General features: G+C 70.9%; 15 protein-coding genes and 1 other RNA gene. 15 read left to right on the top strand and 1 reads right to left on the bottom strand.

Annotated features, from left to right (window positions below; translation table 11 throughout):
* The gene (locus tag ACI2JZ_RS14715; RefSeq protein WP_404598253.1) at positions 1–2,895 is read right to left on the bottom strand and encodes a DEAD/DEAH box helicase family protein; all 2,895 of its coding nucleotides are present in this window, start codon (positions 2,893–2,895) and stop codon (positions 1–3) included.
* Between the two features lie 50 nt (positions 2,896–2,945).
* Between ACI2JZ_RS14715 and ffs the strand changes: the two genes are divergently transcribed.
* The 15 genes from ffs to ACI2JZ_RS14790 all read left to right on the top strand — a co-directional run bounded on the left by ffs (position 2,946) and on the right by ACI2JZ_RS14790 (position 20,944).
* Positions 2,946–3,042, top strand: an RNA gene (gene ffs / locus ACI2JZ_RS14720) — signal recognition particle sRNA small type.
* A gap of 41 nt (positions 3,043–3,083) precedes the next feature.
* Entirely contained in the window at positions 3,084–3,680 is a 597-nt protein-coding gene (locus tag ACI2JZ_RS14725) for a rhomboid family intramembrane serine protease (protein WP_247634151.1), read from the top strand.
* Positions 3,677–4,357: a hypothetical protein gene (locus tag ACI2JZ_RS14730; protein ID WP_247956708.1), complete on the top strand. Its 681-nt coding sequence runs from the start codon at positions 3,677–3,679 to the stop codon at positions 4,355–4,357. Before ACI2JZ_RS14725 ends, ACI2JZ_RS14730 begins: the two co-directional genes overlap by 4 nt.
* A gap of 76 nt (positions 4,358–4,433) precedes the next feature.
* Positions 4,434–6,551 carry a phosphate acetyltransferase gene (gene pta / locus ACI2JZ_RS14735; RefSeq protein WP_404598255.1) on the top strand — a complete coding sequence of 706 codons (2,118 nt, stop codon included), beginning with the start codon at positions 4,434–4,436 and terminating at the stop codon, positions 6,549–6,551.
* Complete coding sequence (locus ACI2JZ_RS14740) at positions 6,548–7,768, top strand: acetate/propionate family kinase (protein ID WP_404598256.1); 1,221 nt, start codon at positions 6,548–6,550, stop codon at positions 7,766–7,768. Before pta ends, ACI2JZ_RS14740 begins: the two co-directional genes overlap by 4 nt.
* A 105-nt stretch (positions 7,769–7,873) precedes the next feature.
* Positions 7,874–8,635, top strand: coding sequence for an HAD family hydrolase (locus ACI2JZ_RS14745; protein ID WP_404598258.1), 762 nt, complete (start codon positions 7,874–7,876; stop codon positions 8,633–8,635).
* Positions 8,632–11,139, top strand: a complete 2,508-nt coding sequence (locus tag ACI2JZ_RS14750) for a glycoside hydrolase family 65 protein (protein WP_247625090.1) — start codon at positions 8,632–8,634, stop codon at positions 11,137–11,139. The genes ACI2JZ_RS14745 and ACI2JZ_RS14750 overlap by 4 nt, the downstream gene beginning before the upstream one ends.
* A 70-nt stretch (positions 11,140–11,209) precedes the next feature.
* The gene (locus ACI2JZ_RS14755; RefSeq protein ID WP_404598260.1) at positions 11,210–13,699 is read left to right on the top strand and encodes a DNA polymerase III subunit gamma and tau; all 2,490 of its coding nucleotides are present in this window, start codon (positions 11,210–11,212) and stop codon (positions 13,697–13,699) included.
* Positions 13,699–14,292 carry a recombination mediator RecR gene (gene recR, locus ACI2JZ_RS14760; protein WP_247625088.1) on the top strand — a complete coding sequence of 198 codons (594 nt, stop codon included), beginning with the start codon at positions 13,699–13,701 and terminating at the stop codon, positions 14,290–14,292. The genes ACI2JZ_RS14755 and recR overlap by 1 nt, the downstream gene beginning before the upstream one ends.
* A gap of 22 nt (positions 14,293–14,314) precedes the next feature.
* Positions 14,315–15,238, top strand: coding sequence for a DMT family transporter (locus ACI2JZ_RS14765; RefSeq protein WP_404598261.1), 924 nt, complete (start codon positions 14,315–14,317; stop codon positions 15,236–15,238).
* 122 nt (positions 15,239–15,360) lie between these two features.
* Positions 15,361–16,641, top strand: coding sequence for an aspartate kinase (locus tag ACI2JZ_RS14770; RefSeq protein ID WP_247625086.1), 1,281 nt, complete (start codon positions 15,361–15,363; stop codon positions 16,639–16,641).
* 130 nt (positions 16,642–16,771) lie between these two features.
* Entirely contained in the window at positions 16,772–17,836 is a 1,065-nt protein-coding gene (locus ACI2JZ_RS14775; protein ID WP_404598262.1) for an aspartate-semialdehyde dehydrogenase, read from the top strand.
* 157 nt (positions 17,837–17,993) lie between these two features.
* Positions 17,994–19,421, top strand: coding sequence for a malate dehydrogenase (quinone) (gene mqo, locus ACI2JZ_RS14780; RefSeq protein WP_404598582.1), 1,428 nt, complete (start codon positions 17,994–17,996; stop codon positions 19,419–19,421).
* Between the two features lie 9 nt (positions 19,422–19,430).
* Positions 19,431–20,057: a thymidine kinase gene (locus ACI2JZ_RS14785; RefSeq protein WP_404598263.1), complete on the top strand. Its 627-nt coding sequence runs from the start codon at positions 19,431–19,433 to the stop codon at positions 20,055–20,057.
* 140 nt (positions 20,058–20,197) lie between these two features.
* The gene (locus tag ACI2JZ_RS14790; protein WP_404598264.1) at positions 20,198–20,944 is read left to right on the top strand and encodes a FadR/GntR family transcriptional regulator; all 747 of its coding nucleotides are present in this window, start codon (positions 20,198–20,200) and stop codon (positions 20,942–20,944) included.
* Positions 20,945–20,953 lie beyond the last annotated feature (9 nt).

Genomic DNA, 20,953 nt, shown 5'->3' on the forward strand with positions numbered 1-20,953 from the left:
TCAGCCCCAGACGCGGGCCCGGGGCCGTGCGACGTCGACACGGCCCTCGCTGCTGCGGGCGACGCGGAGCAGGGCGAGACCCTGCGCGCCCTGCAGCTCGTGCAGCGTGCACGTGCCGATGGCCTGCCGCCAGTGGCGCTCGAACTGCTCGGCATCGCCGCGCCGCCGTGCGATCGCGCGCGGAACCGGCAGGAGGGTGCGCCCCGGGGAGAGCCGGTCGGCGAGGCGTTCGAACAGCCGCGTCGACCCCGCGGCGCCGCGATCGATCCGCAGCAGGAAGCGGGGTGTGCGCACCGCCGCGAAAAGCTCTTCGACGGCATCCGTCACCACTCGACGATCCACGGGCGTGCCGCCCAGCTCGATGCGCACTCGGGTGCGGTCGTCGTCGACGTGCGCGACGATGTCGGTGTCGTCGAAGGGGCCGATGCGCCCCGCATCACGGAGGGTGCGTGCGACGACCAGGGCGGCCAGCCGGTACACCTCGGCGGGGTGGCGGCGATCGCGCAGGGTGCGCCCGAGCAGGGGCAGGAGCGTCGTCGCGGCGGCCAGCGCCCCACCGGCCGCGACGAGCGCGGCTCCGAGCGCCGGGTGCACCGCGAGTCCCTGACCCGCCAGGACGGCGAGCAGCAGGCCGACGCCGAGCGCCCCGCCCACGGCGGAGGTCGCGCCGTCGGCGCGCGCGACCTGGGTGGTGCGCAGCAGGGGAGCCGCCGCGACCTGCCGCACCGTGATCTCGTCGCGTTCGCGGGACGTGTACGGCTCGCCGATGCGCCACTCGGCGCGCGTGGTCGCGCGCGCCGGCCACGCGGCGCGCAGCAGATCATCGACGCCGCGGATGGAGGCATCCGGATGCTTGTCGAGCACCGCCTCGAACGCCTGGGCCGCTGCCGAGGGCAGTGCGTGCGCGAGTCCGCTGACGATCCGACCGTCGCCGTCGGCGTTCAGGCCCCACAGATGCGAGTGCTTGCGGCGCAGACGATCCGGCTCGCTCGCGTCGTCGAGGGCGACATCGGCGGGGATCAGGCACGCCACCGACCAGTTGTGCGCCACCTTCTCGGGCCACCCCGGATCGAGGCGCAGGGTGCGGCCCCGCAACTGCTGCGTCGCCGATGACGTCGCGACCGCGGTGAGGTCGATGAGGGTGTTCACGGCGGGGCAGTCCCATCCCTCGCCGAGCAGGCCACGGGTACCCACGAGCACACGCACCTCTCCGCGACGGATCAGCTCCGACACCGCGGCGACGATGCGTCCGCTGCCGGCGCCGGACGCGCGCAGGTCGCGCGTGGCCCCGGCGGCCTCGCCGATATCGACCGTCACCCCGAGCAGATCCGCGAGCGCGGGTGCGAGCGTCGCGGCGTCGTCGGCGCGCACGCGCAGGTACTGCGCGGTCAGCAGCACCGGCCGCAGCCCCGCGACGACGGGATCGACGACGAGGGCGTCGAAGGTGCGCAGCGCTCCGGCCGCGGCATCCGCACCGCGCCGATTGCCGTGCGTCACGAAGTCGGTGACGACGACGGCACGGATGCGCTCGCCGTCGTCGCTCGCGAGCTCGCGGTGCAGGATCTCGACGGCCGCGGCATCCTTCGCCTCCGACGAGGCAAGTGTCGTCTCGACCGGGTTGCGCCCGCGGCGCAGCCCGCGGTCGGTGAGCAGGTAGCCGAAGTCGGCGAGCGAGCGCCGCACGTGCTCCCACTGGTTCGCGGCCGACGGATCGGCCAGCAGGCGCGCCTGCGCGAACCGCACGAGGACGGTGAGCAGATCGTCGGTCGTGCAGCGGTCGAGCAGCACCTGCGGGATGGCGGCGACGAGCGGATGCTGCGGCACGACCTCGCGCAGCACCACCGCGCACGAGCGGGTGAGGGCGAAGTCCGCGGACAGTGCCCGATCGATGCGGGCGAGCGGGTCTTCGCCGGGCGGTCCGTCGGAGGGCTGCAGCTGCTCCTCGAGGAAGGAGATGCCGTCGGTGGTCGACAGCACGTCGACGATCATCGAGTGCAGCAGCGCCTCGTGCCGGCGGATGAAACCGGCCTCCGCCGGCGTCGGTTCGGTGAGGAGAACGAAGTCGCGGTACGGGGCGAGGTGCCCCTCCTTCACCACCGCCGGAGTCGGGACCTCGTAGTCGACCTCTCCGAGCAGTTGGCTGTAGTTCTCGTACTCCGTCTCGTCGTCCGGCGACGGCAGGGTGGCGGTGAGACCGATCAGCAGCGGCTCGACCCCCGTCTCGCGGATGCGCGCGGCGAGGTACGCCACGACCAGGGCCCAGTGGTCGAGCAAGTGGTGGCACTCGTCGAGAACGACCGTGCGCACCCCGGCGGCGACGAGGCGGTCGATGAGCGCCGTGGCGTTCGGGTGCAGCACGCGCGCGAGCTCGGCGGGATTGCGCCGGGCGAACTGCGAACGCAATCGGCGCGTGCGGCGACGGATGCCGGAGCGGTACTGCGCCGGATTGTCGATCGCGAGCTCGGCGAGCCAGGTCGCGGCATCGGCGTCGCTACGCCCCGCCTCGACCAGTTCCTCGGCCCACACCACCCGCGCCAGGTCGTCGAAGGGTGAGCCGTCACCGGTGACGCTGAGCGCCTGGTACGTGAGAGCGGTGAGGTCGGCGATCGTCTCGGGGTCGTCCGACACGGCGCCGGCATCCGGGGCGAGGTCGACGGCGGTGCGGACCCATTGCTGACGGATCGTGACGGTCGGGGCGAGGACGAGGGTCCGATGGCGTTCGCGCGCCGCGAGCAGCAGACCCAGCAGCGTCTTGCCCGATCCGGGAGGGGCGACGACGTGCAGCGGGTCCCGACCGCCGACCGGCAGCCGGGTGAGGACCTCGGCCTGGTACGTGCGCAGTTCGCCCGTGAAAATCCAGCCCGTGAGTGGGGAGGCGACGGGCTCGGGCGGCATGATCTCCCCAGTCTGTCAAAAGGTGCGCCCGCTCATCGGTTAGACTTGTCGACGGCTCTCCGCGTGGCGGCATCCAGGCCAATTCCCCCAGGGCGGAAACGCAGCAAGGGTAACCGGGCTCTGCTGGGTGCGCGGAGGGTCACTTTCTTTTTCAGCCTCCTCCGGGGCTGTCCTGTCAGGATCGTGATGTGACCGGCGCCACCACTCCTCCGCGGCAGAACGCTCTCTCGCGCTTCGCCTCACCCGTGCTGCTCCTCGCCGCGATGTGGGCGATCCAGTTCGCCGACGCGCTCCTGCCGGGTTCGTTCACGGGTTTCGGCATCCGCTCCTGGGATCCCGAGGGTCTGCTCGGCATCGTGCTCGGGCCGCTGCTGCACGCGAACTGGGCGCATCTGATCGGCAACTCCGTGCCGTTCCTCGTGCTCGGACTGCTCGTCGCGGTCGAGGGCACCCGCAGATTCTGGACGGTCACCGCGATCGTCGCCGTCGTCGGCGGCCTCGGCACCTGGGTCTTCAACGCCCCGGGAACGGTGACGGTCGGGGCATCCGTGCTCGTGTTCGGCTACTTCGGCTACACGGTCGTGCGGGTCTTCGCGCCGGGCCGCGTAGCCCACCGCATCGGATACGCCGTCATCGCGCTCGTCGTGATCGGCGTGTACGGGGCGACGATGCTCGCGGGCGTGGTGGGCGTGAGCCAGGGCATCTCGTGGCAGGCGCACCTGTTCGGGGCGATCGGCGGCGCGCTCGCCGTGTTCGTCGGGCGACGCGGGGGCTCCGCGGAGTGAGCGCGCCGCGGTCGCGCTCGCGCACACCCGCTCGACGCCGGAAGAAGCGTCGGCCCGCGGCCCGGCGCCGACCGGGCGTCCGCGCACGGGCCGCCCGGCGTCGGCGGCGGATGCTGGTGCTCCGGCGTGTGCTGATCGGGGCCGTCGCCGTCGCGCTCTTCGCCGGGATCGCCGTGCTCGTGCCGCTCGGGCTCGCGCACGAGAAGCCCCTCGCGATTTGCGCGAGCGACCCGCGCACCTACCCCTCGGCCGGCATCGAGGGGTGGCGCGGGGAGCAGCTCGAGAACGCCGCGACGATCATGGCGACGGCATCCGCCCTGGGCTTCGCGCGCGACGGGCAGATCCTGGGCGTGATGACCGCGATGGGCGAGAGCAGCCTGCGCAACATCGATTACGGCGACTGGGAGACGAGCGGATTCACGAATCCCGACGGCTCGCGCACCACGAGCATCGGCCTGTTCCAGCAGCAGGAGTGGTGGGGGAGCGTCGAGCAGCGCATGGATCCCGCCACGTCCGCGACGCTCTTCTACGAGCGGTTGGCGCGGGTGCCGGGGTGGTCCTCGATGGACCCGTCGCTCGCGATCCATCGCGTGCAGATCAACCTCGATCCCACCTACTACTCCCGCTACGCCGCCGATGCGACCGCCGTCGTCGACGCGCTGTCGGCGCCGTGTTGACCTCCGGGAATCACACGGGGATTAAGTCCGGTCCGCTCCCAGGGCGTGCCGAGTGAGGTGCGCCTAAGCTGGAATCGTGGCGCGGAGCATCTACATCACCTCGGCCGAAGGCCATACCGGAAAATCGACGATCGCCCTCGGCGTGCTCGACGCGCTCATGCGCGTCACCCCGCGGGTCGGCGTGTTCCGGCCGATCGCGCGCTCGGTCACCGAGCGCGACGAGATCCTCGAGCTGCTGCTCGCCCACGACGGCGTGCACCTCGACTACGACGACTGCATCGGCGTCAGCTACGACGACATGCGCCACGACCCGGAGCACGCGCTGTCGACGATCGTCGCACGGTTCAAAGCGGTCGAAGCGCAGTGCGATGCCGTGGTGATCATCGGCAGCGACTACACCGACGTCGCCAGCCCCGCCGAGCTCGGCGTCAACGCCCGCATCGCCGCGAACCTCGGAGCTCCGGTGCTGCTCGTGCTGTCGGGACGCGACCAGCAGCGCCAGGCAGAGCAGCTCGGCACGACGACCGCCCGGGTGCCGGCCGCGGTCGGGCAGATCGCCGCGCTCGCACTCACGGAACTCGAGCAGGAGCGCGCCGAGCTGTTCGCCGCGATCGTCAACCGCTCGGACCCCGCCGAGCTCGACGCCATCATCGAGGCGGTGCGGGGGGTGCGGCCGGGCAAGAGCACGCCCGTCTGGGCGATCCCCGAGGACCGCACGCTCGTGGCGCCGTCGATCCGCGGCATCCTCGCCGCCGTCGACGGCCGCCTCATCAAGGGTGACGAGGGGCGGCTGACCCGCGAGGCGCTGTCGATCGTCGTCGCCGGCATGTCGATGGTCAACGTGCTGCCGCGCATCACCGAGGAATCCGTCGTCGTGATTCCGGCCGACCGCACCGAGGTGCTGCTCGCGACGCTTCTCGCCGACGCCTCCGGCACCTTCCCCCGGGTCAGCGGCATCATCCTGAACGGGCCCTTCGACCTTCCCGAGCCGATCACGCAGCTGCTCGACGGGTTCCCGTCGACGGTGCCGATCATCGCCACCGATCTCGGCACCTACGACACCGCCGTGCGGGTCATGGGCGCGCGTGGCCGGCTCTCCGCCGACTCGCGCGCGCGGTACGACCGGGCGCTCGGACTCTTCCAGACCCATGTCGACATCGCCGAGCTCGCGACGCAGCTCGGGCTCGCCGAATCGCGGGTCGTGACCCCGCTGATGTTCGAGTACGGCCTCATCGAGCGCGCCCGCGCCGACCGCCGGCGCATCGTGCTGCCCGAGGGCGGCGACGACCGGATCCTGCGCGCGGCCGCCACGCTGCTGGCCCGCGAGGTGGCCGATCTCGTGATCCTCGGCGACGAGGCCGCCGTGCGAGCCCGCGCGGTCGAGCTCGGCATCGACATCACCACGGCCCAGGTGATCAGCCCCACCGATCCCGAGTACGTCGCGAGGTTCGCCGAGGAATACGCACGACTGCGGGCGCACAAGGGCATCACCCTCGCGCAGGCCGCCGACACCGTGACCGACGTCTCGTACTTCGGCACGATGATGGTGCACCTGGGTCTCGCCGACGGCATGGTCTCGGGAGCGGCGCACACGACGGCGCACACGATCCGTCCCTCCTTCGAGATCATCAAGACGAAGCCGGGCGTGAACGTCGTCTCGAGCGTGTTCCTCATGGCGCTCGCCGACCGGGTGCTCGTCTACGGCGACTGCGCCGTCATCCCCGATCCCACGAGCGTCCAGCTCGCCGACATCGCGATCTCGTCGGCGGCGACCGCCCGCCAGTTCGGGATCGATCCGCGCGTCGCGATGCTGTCGTACTCGACCGGCGAGTCCGGGTCGGGAGCCGACGTCGACAAGGTGCGCGAGGCCACGGCGCTCGTGCGCGAGCGCGCTCCCGAGCTGCTCGTCGAGGGGCCGATCCAGTACGACGCGGCCGCCGATGCCGCCGTCGCAAAGGCGAAACTGCCCGATTCCGCGGTCGCGGGTCGTGCCACCGTGTTCGTCTTCCCCGACCTGAACACGGGCAACAACACCTACAAGGCCGTCCAGCGCTCCGCGGGCGCGGTCGCGATCGGACCGGTCCTGCAGGGACTCAACAAGCCGATCAACGACCTCTCGCGCGGCGCGCTGGTCGAGGACATCGTCAACACCGTGGCGATCACCGCCATCCAGGCGCAGGGAGAGACCGCATGAGCGCGATCCTCGTGATCAACAGCGGCTCGTCGTCGCTGAAGTACAGCCTCCTCGACATCGAGCGCGAGCACGAGCTCGCCGCGGGCCTCATCGAGAGGATCGGTCAGGACACCGGTGCGGCCTCGCACACGGTGCGACCCGACACCGATGCCGATGCCGTGCCCACGATGCTCGACGCGACGTACAGCGACGAGCGCTCGATCCCCGATCATCATGCGGCCTTCGCGGTGATGCTCGAGCAGTTCGCCGAGCACGGCCCCTCTCTCGCCGAGCATCCGCCGGTCGCCGTCGGGCACCGCGTCGTGCACGGCGGGGCCCGCTTCTTCGCGCCGACCCTGATCGATGCCGACGTCGAGCGGCAGATCGAGGAGCTGTCGGTACTCGCGCCCCTGCACAATCCGGCCAACCTCGCCGGCATCCTCGCGGCGCAGGCCGTCTTCCGCGGCGTGCCGCACGTCGCCGTGTTCGACACCGCGTTCCATCAGACTCTGCCCGCCGCCGCGTACACCTACGCGATCGACGCCGAGCTGGCGAAGCAGCACCGCGTGCGGCGCTACGGCTTCCACGGCACCAGTCACCAGTTCGTCAGCGAGGCGGCCGCGGCGTACCTCGGCCGCGACCTCGGCGATCTGCGCCAGCTCGTGTTCCACCTGGGCAACGGAGCGTCGGTCACCGCGATCGACGGAGGGCGCTCGGTCGAGACGTCGATGGGGCTGACCCCGCTCGAGGGCCTGGTGATGGGCACCCGCTCGGGCGACCTCGACCCGGCGGCTCTGGTGCACCTGTCGCGTCGCGCCGGCCTCTCGATCAACGAGCTCGATGCGCTGCTGAACACCCGCAGCGGACTGCAGGGCCTCGCCGGACGCAGCGACATGCGCGACATCCTCGCGGGCGTCGATGCGGGGGAGGAGGCGGCGACCCTCGCCTTCGACGTCTACGTGCACCGCCTGCGCGCCTACGCCGGGGCGTACATCGCCCAGCTCGGCGGCGTCGACGTGATCTCGTTCACCGCCGGCGTCGGCGAGAACGCGGCCCGGGTGCGCGCGGAGGCCCTCGCGACCCTCGGATTCGCCGGCGTCGAGGTCGATCACGGGCGCAACGCCGAGCGCGGTCGCGGCATCCGGAGGATCTCCACGGATGCCTCGACGGTGACGGTTCTGGTGGTCCCGACGAACGAGGAACTGCAGATCGCCCGGCAGACCGCCGACATGCTCTGAGCACACGGTTTCCGCAGGGGTTACTCTGGGGCGCGGCTCCCCATTACGCTGTCATGGTGGCACGGAGGAGTGCCGAAACCCTCGACCTTCTCCCTGGAGGCTTCTGTGCCGGAAAATCTGCCCGATCTGCTCGCCGCAGAAGGGGTGCTGTTCGACCTCGACGGCGTGCTCACGCCGACGGCAGAGGTCCACATGCGGGCCTGGAAAGCCGTGTTCGACGACGTGTTCGCCGAGTGGGGCATCACGCCGGCCTACACCGACGCCGACTACTTCGACTACGTCGACGGCAAGAAGCGCTACGACGGTGTCGCGAGCCTGATGCACAGCCGCAACGTCGAGATCCCCTGGGGCGAGGTCGACGACCCGCCCTCCGCCGACACCATCTGCGGCATCGGCAATCGCAAGAACGACGCCTTCGCCGCCGAGCTGCGCCGTGACGGCATCGCCCCGTACCCGGGCTCGCTCGCACTGGTCCAGCGTCTGCACGCGGCCGGGGTACCGCTCGGCGTCGTGTCGAGTTCGAAGAACGCTGAAGAGGTCCTCGCCGCCGCCGACCTCCGCTCGTACTTCCGCATCGTGGTCGACGGCGTCGTCGCCGAGCGCGACGGTCTGGCGTCCAAGCCCGCGCCCGACATGTTCCGCGCCGGCGCCGTGGCGCTCGGCGTCGACCCCGCTCGCAGCGTCGCCGTCGAGGACGCGACCTCGGGCGCGGCATCCGCATCGGCCGCCGGCTACGCGCACGTCGTCGGCGTCGACCGCGGCACCGGGGCCGACGCGCTGCGCGCCGCGGGCGCCACCGTCGTCGTCGACGACCTCGACCGCTTCCTCCCGACCATCCCGAACTCTGCACCGGAGACCACCGCATGATCGACCGCGACCGCTTCCCCGTCGACCCGTGGCGCCTCATCGAGACGCGCTACTCCGAGGAGGGCGTCGGCGAGACGCTGTTCTCGATCGGCAACGGATACCTCGGTCTCCGGGGCAATCACATCGAGGGCCGCGGGGCTCACGAGCACGGCACCTTCATCAACGGGCTGCACGAGACGTGGCCGATCCGTCATGCCGAGCAGGCCTACGGCTTCGCCGAGGTGGGCCAGACCATCGTCAACGCCCCCGACGCCAAGGTCATGCGCGTCTACGTCGACGACGAGCCGATCTCGTTCGACGAGGCGGATGTGCGCGAGTACCGCCGCACGCTCGACATGCGCACGGGTGTGCTCGAGCGTCTCGTCGTGTGGGAGACGCCGTCGGGCAAGCGCGTGCGCATGCGCGACGAGCGCATCGTCAGCTTCGAGGAGCGCCACCTCGCGATCCTGCGCCTCGAGGTCGTCGTCGAGAACTCCGACGCTCCGGTCACGATCAGCTGCCAGATCCTCAATCGCCAGGACGGTGCGGGCGTCTACGCCGGCACCCCGACCCAGGCCCAGAAGCCGGGCTTCGACCCGCGCAAGGCCGAGAAGATCGCCGATCGGGTGCTCGAGCCGGGTGAGCACTGGCAGGACGGCCTGCGCTCGGCGCTGTCGTACCGCGTCGCCGACTCCGGCATGACCGTCGCCGTCGTCGCCGACCACATCCTCGAGACCGAGAACGAGTACAGCGCCCGCGCCCTGGTCGAAGCAGACATCGCGAAGAACGTCTTCCGGGTGCAGGCCAAGGCCGGAGTGCCGATCACCGTCACCAAGCTCGTGAGCTACCACACCTCGCGCGGGGTGCCTCCGCGCGAGCTCGTCGACCGCTGCCGTCGCTCCCTCGACCGCGTCGCCGTGGAGGGCGTCGAGACGCAGTTCCAGCGCCAGCGCGACTGGCTCGACGCGTTCTGGGAGCGCAGCGACGTGCAGATCGGCGGTCACGACGACCTGCAGCAGGCGACCCGCTGGTGCCTCCTCCAGCTCGCGCAGGCCGCGGCCCGCGCCGACGGCACCGGAGTCCCCGCCAAGGGCGTCTCCGGTTCGGGGTACAGCGGCCATTACTTCTGGGACACCGAGATCTACGTGCTCCCGTTCCTCGCGTACACGTCGCCGCAGTGGGCGCGCAACGCGCTGCGCGCCCGCGTGCTGATGCTGCCGGCCGCGCGTCGGCGCGCGGCCCAGCTCAACGAGGCGGGGGCGCTCTTCCCCTGGCGCACGATCAACGGCGAAGAGGCCTCGGCCTACTACGCCGCGGGCACCGCGCAGTACCACATCAACGCCGACGTGAGCTTCGCGTTGGGCAAGTACGTGCGCGCGACGGGAGACACCGAGTTCCTCCGCCGCGAGGGCGCCGACGTCGCGGTCGAGACCGCGCGCCTGTGGGCGACGCTCGGCTTCTGGCGCTCGGCGCAGGTCGTCGAGAACGCGGATGCCGCTGACGGTCTGCAGACCTTCCACATCCACGGCGTCACCGGTCCCGACGAGTACACGACCGTCGTGAACGACAATCTCTACACGAACGTGATGGCCCGCTACAACCTCCGCTTCGCGGCCGAGGTCGTGCGCGAGATCCGCGAGACGTACCCCGAGGACTACCGCGACCTCGTCGAGCGCACGGGCCTGTTCGAGGGGGAGGCGGAGTCGTGGGAGCGCGCCGCCGAGGCGATGTTCATCCCCTACAGCGAGAGCCTGGGCATCCACCCGCAGGACTCCCTGTTCCTCGAGCGCGAGGTCTGGGACCTGGCGCACACCCCGTCGTCGCAGCGTCCGCTGCTGCTGCACTTCCACCCGCTGGTGATCTACCGGTTCCAGGTGCTCAAGCAGGCGGATGTCGTGCTCGCGCTGTTCCTGCAGGGCAACCACTTCTCGCCCGAGGAGAAGCGCGCCGACTTCGACTACTACGACCCGCTCACCACGGGCGACTCGACGCTCTCGGCGGTCGTGCAGTCGATCCTCGCGGCCGAGGTCGGGTACCAGGACCTCGCGCTGAAGTACTTCGAGGAATCGATCTTCGTCGACCTCCACGACCTGCACAACAACGCGGCCGACGGTGTGCACGTGGCCTCCGCCGGTGGTGTGTGGACCGCGCTCGTGTGCGGTTTCGGCGGCATGCGCGACTACGAGGGCGAGCTGAGCTTCGACCCGCGTCTGCCCGCGGCCTGGCCCTCGCTGACCTTCCCGATGAAGTGGAAGGAGTCCGAGGTCACGGTCACGATCACGGCCCACGAACTGCGTCTGCGGGTGCGCTCCGGCGCACCGGTGCCGTTCACGGTGCGCGACGAGGCCTACATCGCGACCGAGGGCGAAGAGGTCGTCGTCCCGCTCGCCGATCAGGGCCCGCTGATCCCCGGTCGCCCGACGCTGCGCCAGTTCGCCGACGCCCGTCGCGAGGACGGAACGCGCCTCTCGGCATCCGTCCCGGTGATCACCACGTCGATCCCGGTGCTCGCACCGCCGGAGTGATCGCGCGCGGCAGGTGCGTCTCCGGCGACGCACCTGCCGCGATGTCCGTGGCACGCCGTAGGCTGTTCTGGTGACCACAGCCCTCTATCGCCGCTACCGCCCCGAGACGTTCGGCGAGATGATCGGGCAGTCCCAGGTGACCGACCCGCTCATGACCGCGCTGCGCGGAGACCGCGTCGGCCACGCCTACCTCTTCTCCGGCCCCCGCGGGTGCGGCAAGACCACGTCGGCGCGCATCCTCGCGCGGTGCCTGAACTGCGCCGAGGGGCCGACCGACGTCCCCTGCGGCACCTGCCCCAGCTGCGTCGAGCTCTCGCGTGCCGGTGGCGGATCGCTCGACGTGGTCGAGATCGACGCCGCGAGCCACAACGGCGTCGACGACGCGCGCGACCTGCGCGAGCGGGCGACCTTCGCCCCGAGCCGCGACCGGTTCAAGATCTTCATCCTCGACGAGGCGCACATGGTGACGCCGCAGGGCTTCAACGCGCTGCTCAAGCTCGTCGAAGAGCCGCCGCCGCACGTCAAGTTCATCTTCGCGACCACCGAGCCCGAGAAGGTGCTCGGCACGATCCGATCGCGCACGCACCACTACCCGTTCCGTCTCGTGCCGCCCGCGGCCATGCTCGAGTACGTCGAGAAGCTCTGCGTCGAAGAGGGCGTCGTGGTCGAGCAGGGTGTGCTGCCGCTCGTCGTGCGCGCCGGTGGCGGATCGCCGCGCGACACGCTCTCGCTGCTCGACCAGCTCATCGCCGGCTCCGACTCGCCCGCGGGCTCCGAGACGGTCACGGTCGCGTACGCGCGCGCCGTCGCTCTCCTCGGCTACACGCACGCGGCCCTGCTCGACGAGATCGTCGATGCCCTGGCGATCGCCGATGCGGCGACGGCGTTCCCCGCCATCGACCGCGTGGTGCAGACCGGTCAGGACCCGCGCCGCTTCGTCGACGACCTGCTCGAGCGCCTGCGCGACCTCATCGTGATCGCCGCAGTCGGCAACGGCGCCTCCGCCGTGCTCCGCGGCATCGCCGACGACGAGCTCGAGCGCATGCGCACGCAGGCGGCCGCCTTCGGCGCCGCACGACTCTCGCGCACCGCCGACGTCGTCAGCGCCGCGCTCGACGACATGTCGGGCGCGACCTCTCCGCGACTGCACCTCGAGCTCATGGTCGCCCGCGTACTGGCCGGGGGAGCGGATGCCGCGGCCGGGGTGGCGCCCGCTGCCGCCGTCGCGCCCGCAGCAGCGGCACAGCCGCACGCCGCTTCGCGACCGTCGGCTGCACCTGCACCAGCACCTGCACCTGCACCTGCACCTGCACCTGCACCTGCACCTGCACCTGCACCTGCACCTGCACCTGCACCTGCAGCAGCGCAGGCGCCCGCTCCGGCTGCTCCTGCTCCGGCCGCCACTGCCCCGGCCGCGCCGGTCGCGGCACCCACCGCAGCCGCAGCCCCGACGTCCGTGCCGGAAGAGGTGGCTGCCTCCGCCGCACCGGCTGCTGCCGTCGCCGAGCCCGCCGCCGAGCCCCTTGCTGCCGCCGCTGAGCCGGTTGCTCCCGCTGCCGCTGTCGCCGCCGAGCCCACGCCCGCCGCGGCACCGTCGGGTCCGGTGACGCTCGATCGCATCGTCGCCGCGTGGCCGGCCGTGCTCACGCGCCTCGAGAGCATCAGCCGCTCGTCGTGGCTGGTCGTCACCACCGTGCAGCCCCTGGCGTACGACACCGAGTCCGAGGTCCTCACGATCGGTTTCGCGAGCCAGCACGATGTCGCGAAGTTCAAGGGAACGACGCCGGGTGCAGGCACGTCCGATCACCTGCGCACCGCTCTCCAGCAGGAGCTCGGTGTGGTCGTCAAGTACCGGCCTGCCCCGCTTCCGGCCGGCGGTGCCGCGTCGACCGGCGGCGCACCGCGTTCGGGTGGATCCTCGGGGTCCGCAGGCGGTGCCCAGGCGCCGGCCGAACCCGCCCCGACGGAGCCTGCCCCTGCGGGTTCCTCCCGACCACCGAGCCCGCGCCCCTCGTCCGCTCCCGCGCCCGCCGCGGTGACCGAGTGGGCCGTCGCCGCGATCCCGACATCCGACGCCGCGCCCGAAGCGGTGACGACCCCGGTCGGCCCCGGGTCGTCCCTGCCGGTCGACGACGAGCCCGAAGAGGTCGAGGCCGCGGCATCCGCGCCCGTCCCTCCGACCGACGGCACGATCGACCGCGACGAGCCCCCGCTTCCCGGCGATGACGAGGCGCCGTTCCCCGACGACGAGCCGCCGTACGACCCCTCGTACGAGCCCGCTCCGCACTCGGCCCCGCCGGCACCGGTCTCGGCCGCGCGGGTGCCCGCCGCGTCCGCGGCACCGGCACCCACCGCACCTACACCCGCCGGCGCACCGTCCTCCGCCGCACCCGCGAGCGCCCCGGCGCGGGTCGCCTCGGCCCACGCCGCTCCGCGTGTCACCGAGCGTGCGCCGGCGCCCGGGGGAGTGCAGCGCTACGGCGAGGCCGTGATCCGCCAGGTGCTCGGCGCGACGTTCGTGCGCGAAGAGCCCTATGAGCCCCCGACGAGGTTCGCCTGATGTACGACGGAATCGTTCAAGAGCTGATCGACGAGTTCGGGCGCCTGCCCGGCATCGGTCCGAAATCCGCGCAGCGGATCGCGTTCCACATCCTGCAGACGCCGACGTTCGACGTCGCTCGACTGTCGGAACTGCTCAGCGACATCCGCACGCGCGTGCGCTTCTGTGAGGTGTGCGGCAACGTGGCCGAGCAGGAGCGGTGCGCGATCTGCCGTGACCCGCGCCGCAACCAGGCGCTCATCTGCGTGGTCGAAGACGCGAAGGACGTCGCGGCGATCGAGCGCACGCGCGAGTTCCGCGGGCTCTACCACGTGCTCGGCGGAGCGATCAGCCCGATCGCCGGCATCGGCCCCGACGATCTCCGCATCGCGCAGCTCATGAGCCGCCTCGCCGACGGCACGGTGCAGGAGGTCATCCTCGCCACCAACCCGAACCTCGAGGGCGAGGCCACCGCGAGCTACCTGAGCCGCTACCTCACCACGATGCAGATCACGGTCTCGCGCCTCGCCTCGGGGCTCCCCGTGGGCGGCGATCTCGAGTACGCCGACGAGGTCACCCTCGGCCGCGCCTTCGAAGGACGGCGCGTGCTGTGACGACCCCTCGCGCGGTTCGACGATGAACGCGCAGCACACCGGATTCTCGCGACGCGGATGGCTGCTCTTCGGGGCCATGGCTCTGCTGTGGGGCGTGCCGTACCTGTTCATCAGCATCGCGGTCGAGTCGTTCTCGCCGCCCGCGATCGTCGCGGGGCGCACGCTCATCGCCGCGCTCCTGCTGCTGCCCTTCGCGCTGCGCAGTGGCGCGCTGAAGGCGGCGTGGAAGCACTGGCCCTGGGTGCTCGCCTTCGGCGCCGTCGAGATGGCGGGCCCCTTCCTGCTCCTCGGGCACGCCGAGATGACGCTGCCCTCGGGCATGACCGGGCTCCTCGTCGCGACCGTGCCGCTGTTCGCCGCGCTCATCGCGCTCGGCGGCGGTGATCGCGGAGTGCTCAAGCCGGCGCGATCGATCGGACTGCTCGTCGGGTTCCTCGGTGTCGCGATCGTCGTCGCGGGCCCCGGCCTGTTCGGTGGCGAGGTCAGCCTGATCGCCGCCGGTGAGGTGCTGCTCGTCGCGGTGCTCTACGCCACCGCCCCGTTCATCGTCGCGCGCAAGCTCGCCGACGTGCCCTCCCTCGGAACGATCACGCTCTCGCTCCTCATGATCGGCGTCTTCTACCTCCCGATCGGCCTGCTCACCCAGCACGAGGTGCCGACCCTCCCCGCGATCGGCGCCCTGCTCGCCCTCGCGGTGATCTGCACCGCGGTTGCGTTCCTCGCCTTCTTCGCGCTCATCCGCGAGGTCGGTCCCGTGCGCGCCCCGCTGTTCACCTACGTGAACCCGATCGTCGCGATCGTGCTCGGCGCGATCGTGCTCGCCGAGCCGCTCACCCCCGGGTTGCTGATCGGCTTCCCGCTCGTGATCGCCGGATGCTGGTTCGCCGCCACCGGCGGACGGCTGCGGCCGCCGGCATCCGCTCTCCCTCCTCCCGCGGTGCCCTGACGACCGGCCCTGACGACCGACACCGTCCGGCCCCGGCTGCGGCGTCACATGCACAGCGGAGCATATGGCGCGATCGTAGAATGAGCGGTGGGCGGATCCGCCCGACATCCCCGGGAGTGAACGTGGCCCTCATCGTGCAGAAGTACGGCGGCTCATCCGTCGCCGACGCAGAGAGCATCAAGCGCGTCGCCAAGCGCATCGTCGACACCCGTCGTGCCGGTCACGACGTCGTGGTCGCCGTCAGCGCGATGGGCGACACCACCGATGAGCTCCTCGACCTCGCGAACGAGGTGGCGCCGATCCCGGCACCGCGCGAACTCGACATGCTGCTCTCGAGCGGTGAGCGCATCTCGATGGCGCTGCTCGCGATGGCGATCCACTCGATGGGCTTCGAGGCTCGCTCGTTCACGGGCAGCCAGGCGGGCATGATCACCGACTCGCAGCACGGTGCCGCACGCATCGTCGATGTGACGCCGATCCGTCTGCGCGAGGCTCTCGACGAGGGCGCGATCGTGATCGTCGCCGGATTCCAGGGCTTCAACCGCGACACCCGCGACATCACCACGCTCGGCCGCGGCGGCTCCGACACCACCGCCGTCGCCCTCGCCGCCGCTCTCAAGGCCGACGTCTGCGAGATCTACAGCGACGTCGACGGCATCTTCACCTCCGACCCGCGCGTGGTGCCGGGTGCGCAGAAGCTCGACCACGTCTCGAGCGAGGAGATGCTCGAGCTCGCGGCCAACGGGGCGAAGGTGCTCTACATCCGCGCCGTCGAGTACGCACGCCGCCACGGCGTGCTCATCCACGCCCGGTCGTCGTTCTCGTCGGCCGAGGGTACGTACGTTTTGGGCGAGGGTATGAAGAACCCCCGCGAAGCCGAGGGAGCAGCCATGGAAGAACCGATCGTCGCCGGCGTCGCCACCGACCTCAGCCAGGCCAAGATCACCGTCGCCGGTGTGCCGGACGTGCCGGGCAAGGCGGCGGAGATCTTCAAGATCGTCGCGAAGTCGGGCGCGAACGTCGACATGATCGTGCAGAACGTCTCGGCCACCGGACGCACCGACATCTCGTTCACCGTTCCCAAGGCGGATGCCGCGGCGGCGCTGAAGGCCCTCGCCGGCGACCAGGCCGAGGTGGGCTTCCAGAACCTCGTGCACGACGACCAGATCGGCAAGCTCTCCGTCGTCGGCGCGGGCATGCGCACGCACTCCGGTGTCTCGGCCGTGCTCTTCGAGGCGCTGTCGGCCGGCGGCATCAACATCGAGATGATCTCGACCTCCGAGATCCGCATCTCGGTGGTGCTCCGCGGCAGCGACCTGCTCGAGGCCGCGCGCACGGTGCACACCGCCTACGGCCTCGACGGCGACACCGAAGCGGTCGTCCACGCCGGCACCGGTCGCTGACCCGGCGCCCGGCCGTCCGGCTGCGCGATAGACTCGCCGGAACCCTGACATCGGCGCCAGGCGCGGCATCCGCATCCCGACGCCGCGCCTTGCGCCTCGTACGCAGTACCGCACGACGCCAAGGAACATCATGACCCGCATCTCCGACTCAGGACTCTCCGTCGCCATCGTGGGCGCCACCGGCCAGGTGGGCACCGTGATGCGCGAGATTCTCGCCGAGAGGTCCTTCCCGATCCGCGAGCTGCGCCTGTTCTCGTCGGCCCGGTCGGCCGGCACGTCGATCGAGTACGGCGGCACGTCGGTGATCGTCGAGGACGTCGAGCAGGCGGATGCCGCGGGCATCGACATCGCCCTCTTCTCGGCCGGCGCGACCGCCAGCCGCGCCTACGCGCCGCGCTTCGCCGCCGCCGGCGCCGTCGTGGTCGACAACTCGAGCGCGTGGCGCATGGACCCCGAGGTGCCGCTGGTCGTCAGCGAGGTCAACCCCCACGCGATCGACGAGCGCCCCAAGGGCATCATCGCGAACCCCAACTGCACGACCATGGCCGCGATGCCGGTGCTGAAGGTGCTGCACGCGGAGGCGGGCCTCGAGCGCCTCATCGTCTCGACCTACCAGGCGGTCTCGGGCTCCGGCCTCGCGGGTGCGCAGGAGCTCCTCGGCCAGGTCGAGGGCGTGCTCGCCCAGGGCGACACCCTGCGCCTCGTGCGCGACGGTTCGTCGATCGACTTCCCCGAGCCCGAGAAGTACGTCGCCCCGATCGCTTTCGACGTCATCCCCTTCGCGGGTAACCTCGTCGACGACGGCGACAACGAGACCGACGAGGAGAAGAAGCTCCGCAACGAGAGCCGCAAGATCCTCGAGCTGCCCGACCTGCTCGTTGCGGGCACCTGCGTGCGCGTGCCGGTCTTCACCGGGCACTCGCTCTCGATCCACGCCGAGTTCGCGAACGACATCACCCCCGAGCGCGCGACCGAGCTGCTGTCGGCTGCTCCCGGCGTCGTGCTCGACGAGGTGCCGACGCCGCTGCAGGCCGCGGGCAAGGACCCGAGCTTCGTCGGTCGCATCCGCGCCGACCAGTCGGCTCCGGCGGGCAAGGGCCTGGTGCTCTTCGTCAGCAACGACAACCTGCGCAAGGGCGCGGCCCTCAACGCAGTGCAGATCGCGGAGATCCTCGCTGAGCGCCTGAGCGCCTGAGCGCCTGAGCGGGTCCGCGCGCGATAGCGCGACGGCATCCCCGCGATGCGGAAGCGGTCTGATCGGGCCGGCCCCGGTGGTCGGCCCGGTCGCGTCCGCGAACTAGACTGTCGTGGTGACCGAAACAGTCGATGTCGTCCTGATCGGCGGTGGCATCATGAGCGCCACCCTGGGTACTCTGCTGCACGAGCTGCAGCCGGAGTGGAAGATCGTCGCCTTCGAGCGACTCTCGGATGTCGCCCAGGAGAGTTCGAACCCCTGGAACAACGCCGGCACGGGGCACGCCGCCCTCTGCGAGCTCAACTACATGCCGCAGGGCACCGGACCCCTCGATCCCGCCAAAGCCGTCTCGATCAACGAGCAGTTCCAGCAGAGCCGCCAGTTCTGGTCGTCGCTCGTCGACAAGGGCGTGCTCGACGCTCCCTCCACCTTCATCAACGCCACGCCGCACATGACCTTCGTGCGTGGTGAGAAGGACGTCGCGTACCTCAAGGATCGCTACGAGGTGCTCAAGAAGCAGCCCCTGTTCGACGGCATCGAGTACAGCGAGGACTCGCGCGTCATCAACCAGTGGGCGCCGCTGCTCATGCAGAAGCGCCGCAAGGGTGAGCCCTTCGCCGCGACGCGCGTGCCCGCCGGCACCGATGTCGACTTCGGAGCCCTCACCCACCAGCTCTTCGACCACCTCACCGATTCGGGCGTCACGCTGCGCACGAACCACGAGGTGCGCTCGCTCAAGCGCCAGAAGGACGGCACCTGGCTCGTCAAGTACCGCACAACGATCGGTCGCACCCCGAACGAGGTCAAGGCGAAGTTCGTGTTCGTCGGCGCCGGTGGATGGGCGCTCAAGCTGCTGCAGAACTCGGGCATCCCCGAGATCAAGGGGTACGGAGTCTTCCCGATCGGCGGACAGTTCCTGAAGACCAGCAACCCGAAGATCGTCGAGCAGCACAAGGCGAAGGTCTACTCGCAAGCATCCGTCGGTGCACCGCCCATGTCTGTGCCGCACCTCGACACGCGCGTGGTCGACGGCGAGGCCTCGCTGATGTTCGGGCCCTTCGCGACGTTCAGCCCCAAGTTCCTCAAGAACGGTTCGATGCTCGACATCGTCTCGCAGGTACGCACGCACAACCTGTGGCCGATGCTGCGCGTCGCCTTCGCGAACCCCGACCTGATCACGTACCTCGTCGGCGAGCTCATGAAGAACCACCGCAAGAAGGTCGACAGCCTGCGCACGTTCATGCCGACGGCGAAGGACGAGGACTGGACGCTCATCGATGCGGGTCAGCGCGCGCAGGTCATGAAGAAGGACCCGAAGAAGGGCGGCATCCTGCAGTTCGGCACCGAGGTCGTCGCCGCGGGCGACGGCTCGATCGCCGGGCTCCTCGGCGCCTCGCCCGGTGCCTCGACGGCCGTGCCGATCATGCTGAACCTGCTGAAGACCTGCTTCCCCGACGACTACGTGGCCTGGGAGCCCCAGCTGCGAGAGCTCATCCCGACGTTCGGCGAGCAGCTCAACAAGGATGCCGCGCTGGCGAAGGAGTCGACGACGGCGACGGCGGCGACCCTCGGCATCAACGTCTGAGGTCGGCCGGTGGCGAAGCTCTACTTCCGCTACGGCGCGATGAACTCGGGCAAGTCGACCGCTCTTCTGCAGGCGGCCTACAACTACGAGGAGCGCGGGCAGCGGGTGCTGCTGGCCAAGCCCGCGATCGACACCAAGGGCGCGTCCGAGATCTCGAGCCGTCTGGGGATGACGCGGGAGGTCGACTTCCTCATCGCTCCCGGCGACGATGCGAAGCAGCTCTTCCTCGCTCGCCGCGACGATGCGCGGGCGCACGCTGACGACATCGCATGCCTGCTCATCGACGAGGCGCAGTTCCTCACGCCGGAGCAGGTCGACGACCTCTTCCGCATCGCGGTCGAGGAGGGCATTCCGGTGCTCGCCTACGGCATCCGCAACGACTTCCTGACGCATGCCTTCCCCGGGTCGGCTCGCCTGCTGGCGATCGCGCACTCGCTCGAAGAGCTCAAGACCATCTGCCGTTGCGGCCGGAAGGCCGTGTTCAACGGCCGGGTGGTCGGCGGGCGCTTCGTGTTCGACGGCGACCAGGTCGCGATCGACGAGGGGGCCGACGGCCAGGCCGCTCCCGAGGTGACGACCTACGAGTCGCTGTGCGGCACCTGCTACCTCCAGGAGTCCGGCGGACGCCTGGGCTGAGCCCGCCCCCTCCCTTCGCTCTTCCGGAGCGGCGATTTCACGTACCCGCGTTGCGTGGTCTGACCACACGAGGTAGATTGTGGTCAGACCACAGCGCGGACCACAGATGGCCGCGCGCGGTGCGACCGAGGAGAGAGCGGATGGCGGAGCAGCCGGTGCGCGCGTGGCGAGTCGTGCTCGACCACATCGAGCGCAACCTCCTCGAAGGGCGCCTGAACCCGGGCGACCGGCTCGCCTCCGAGCGCGACCTCTCCACGGACCTGGGCGTGGGCCGCTCCAGCGTGCGCGAGGCGTTCCGCGTGCTCGAGGTCATGGGCCTCATCCGCACCGCGACCGGTTCCGGGCCGCAGGCGGGCGCGATCGTCATCGCGACGCCCACCGGGGGCATGTCGCAGCTCCTGCGCCTGCAGGTGGCCGCGCACGGCTTCCCGCTGGCGGATGTCGTCGCGACTCGACTCGTGCTCGAGGACGCCACAGCCCACGCGCTCGCGACGGCGCCGAATCGAGACACCGCCGCGGCCCATCGGATGCTCGCCGCCATGGACGCGCCCGACCTCACCCCCGCGGAGTTCCTCGCCCTCGACGCGCAGCTGCACCTCGCTCTCGCCGAGGCAAGCGGCAACACCGTGATCGCCGCGATGATGGCGGGCCTCCGCTCATCGATCGAGTCGTACGTGCAGGCCGGCGCCGCGTCGATCCCCGACTGGGACGACATGGCCTCCCGCCTGCGCGAGGAGCACCGCGCCCTCGTCGCGGCGATCGACGCCGGCGACGCGGCATCCGCTCGCGCCCTCGTGCATGCGCACATCACCGGCTACTACACCGCCGCAGGCCTGACCCGCACGGCCTCGACCGACACGACCCCCGACAGCACCCCCGACAACTGAGAGGACCAC

It is taken from the genome of Microbacterium sp. NPDC087868, from assembly GCF_044900755.1.
Classification (GTDB): domain Bacteria; phylum Actinomycetota; class Actinomycetes; order Actinomycetales; family Microbacteriaceae; genus Microbacterium; species Microbacterium galbinum.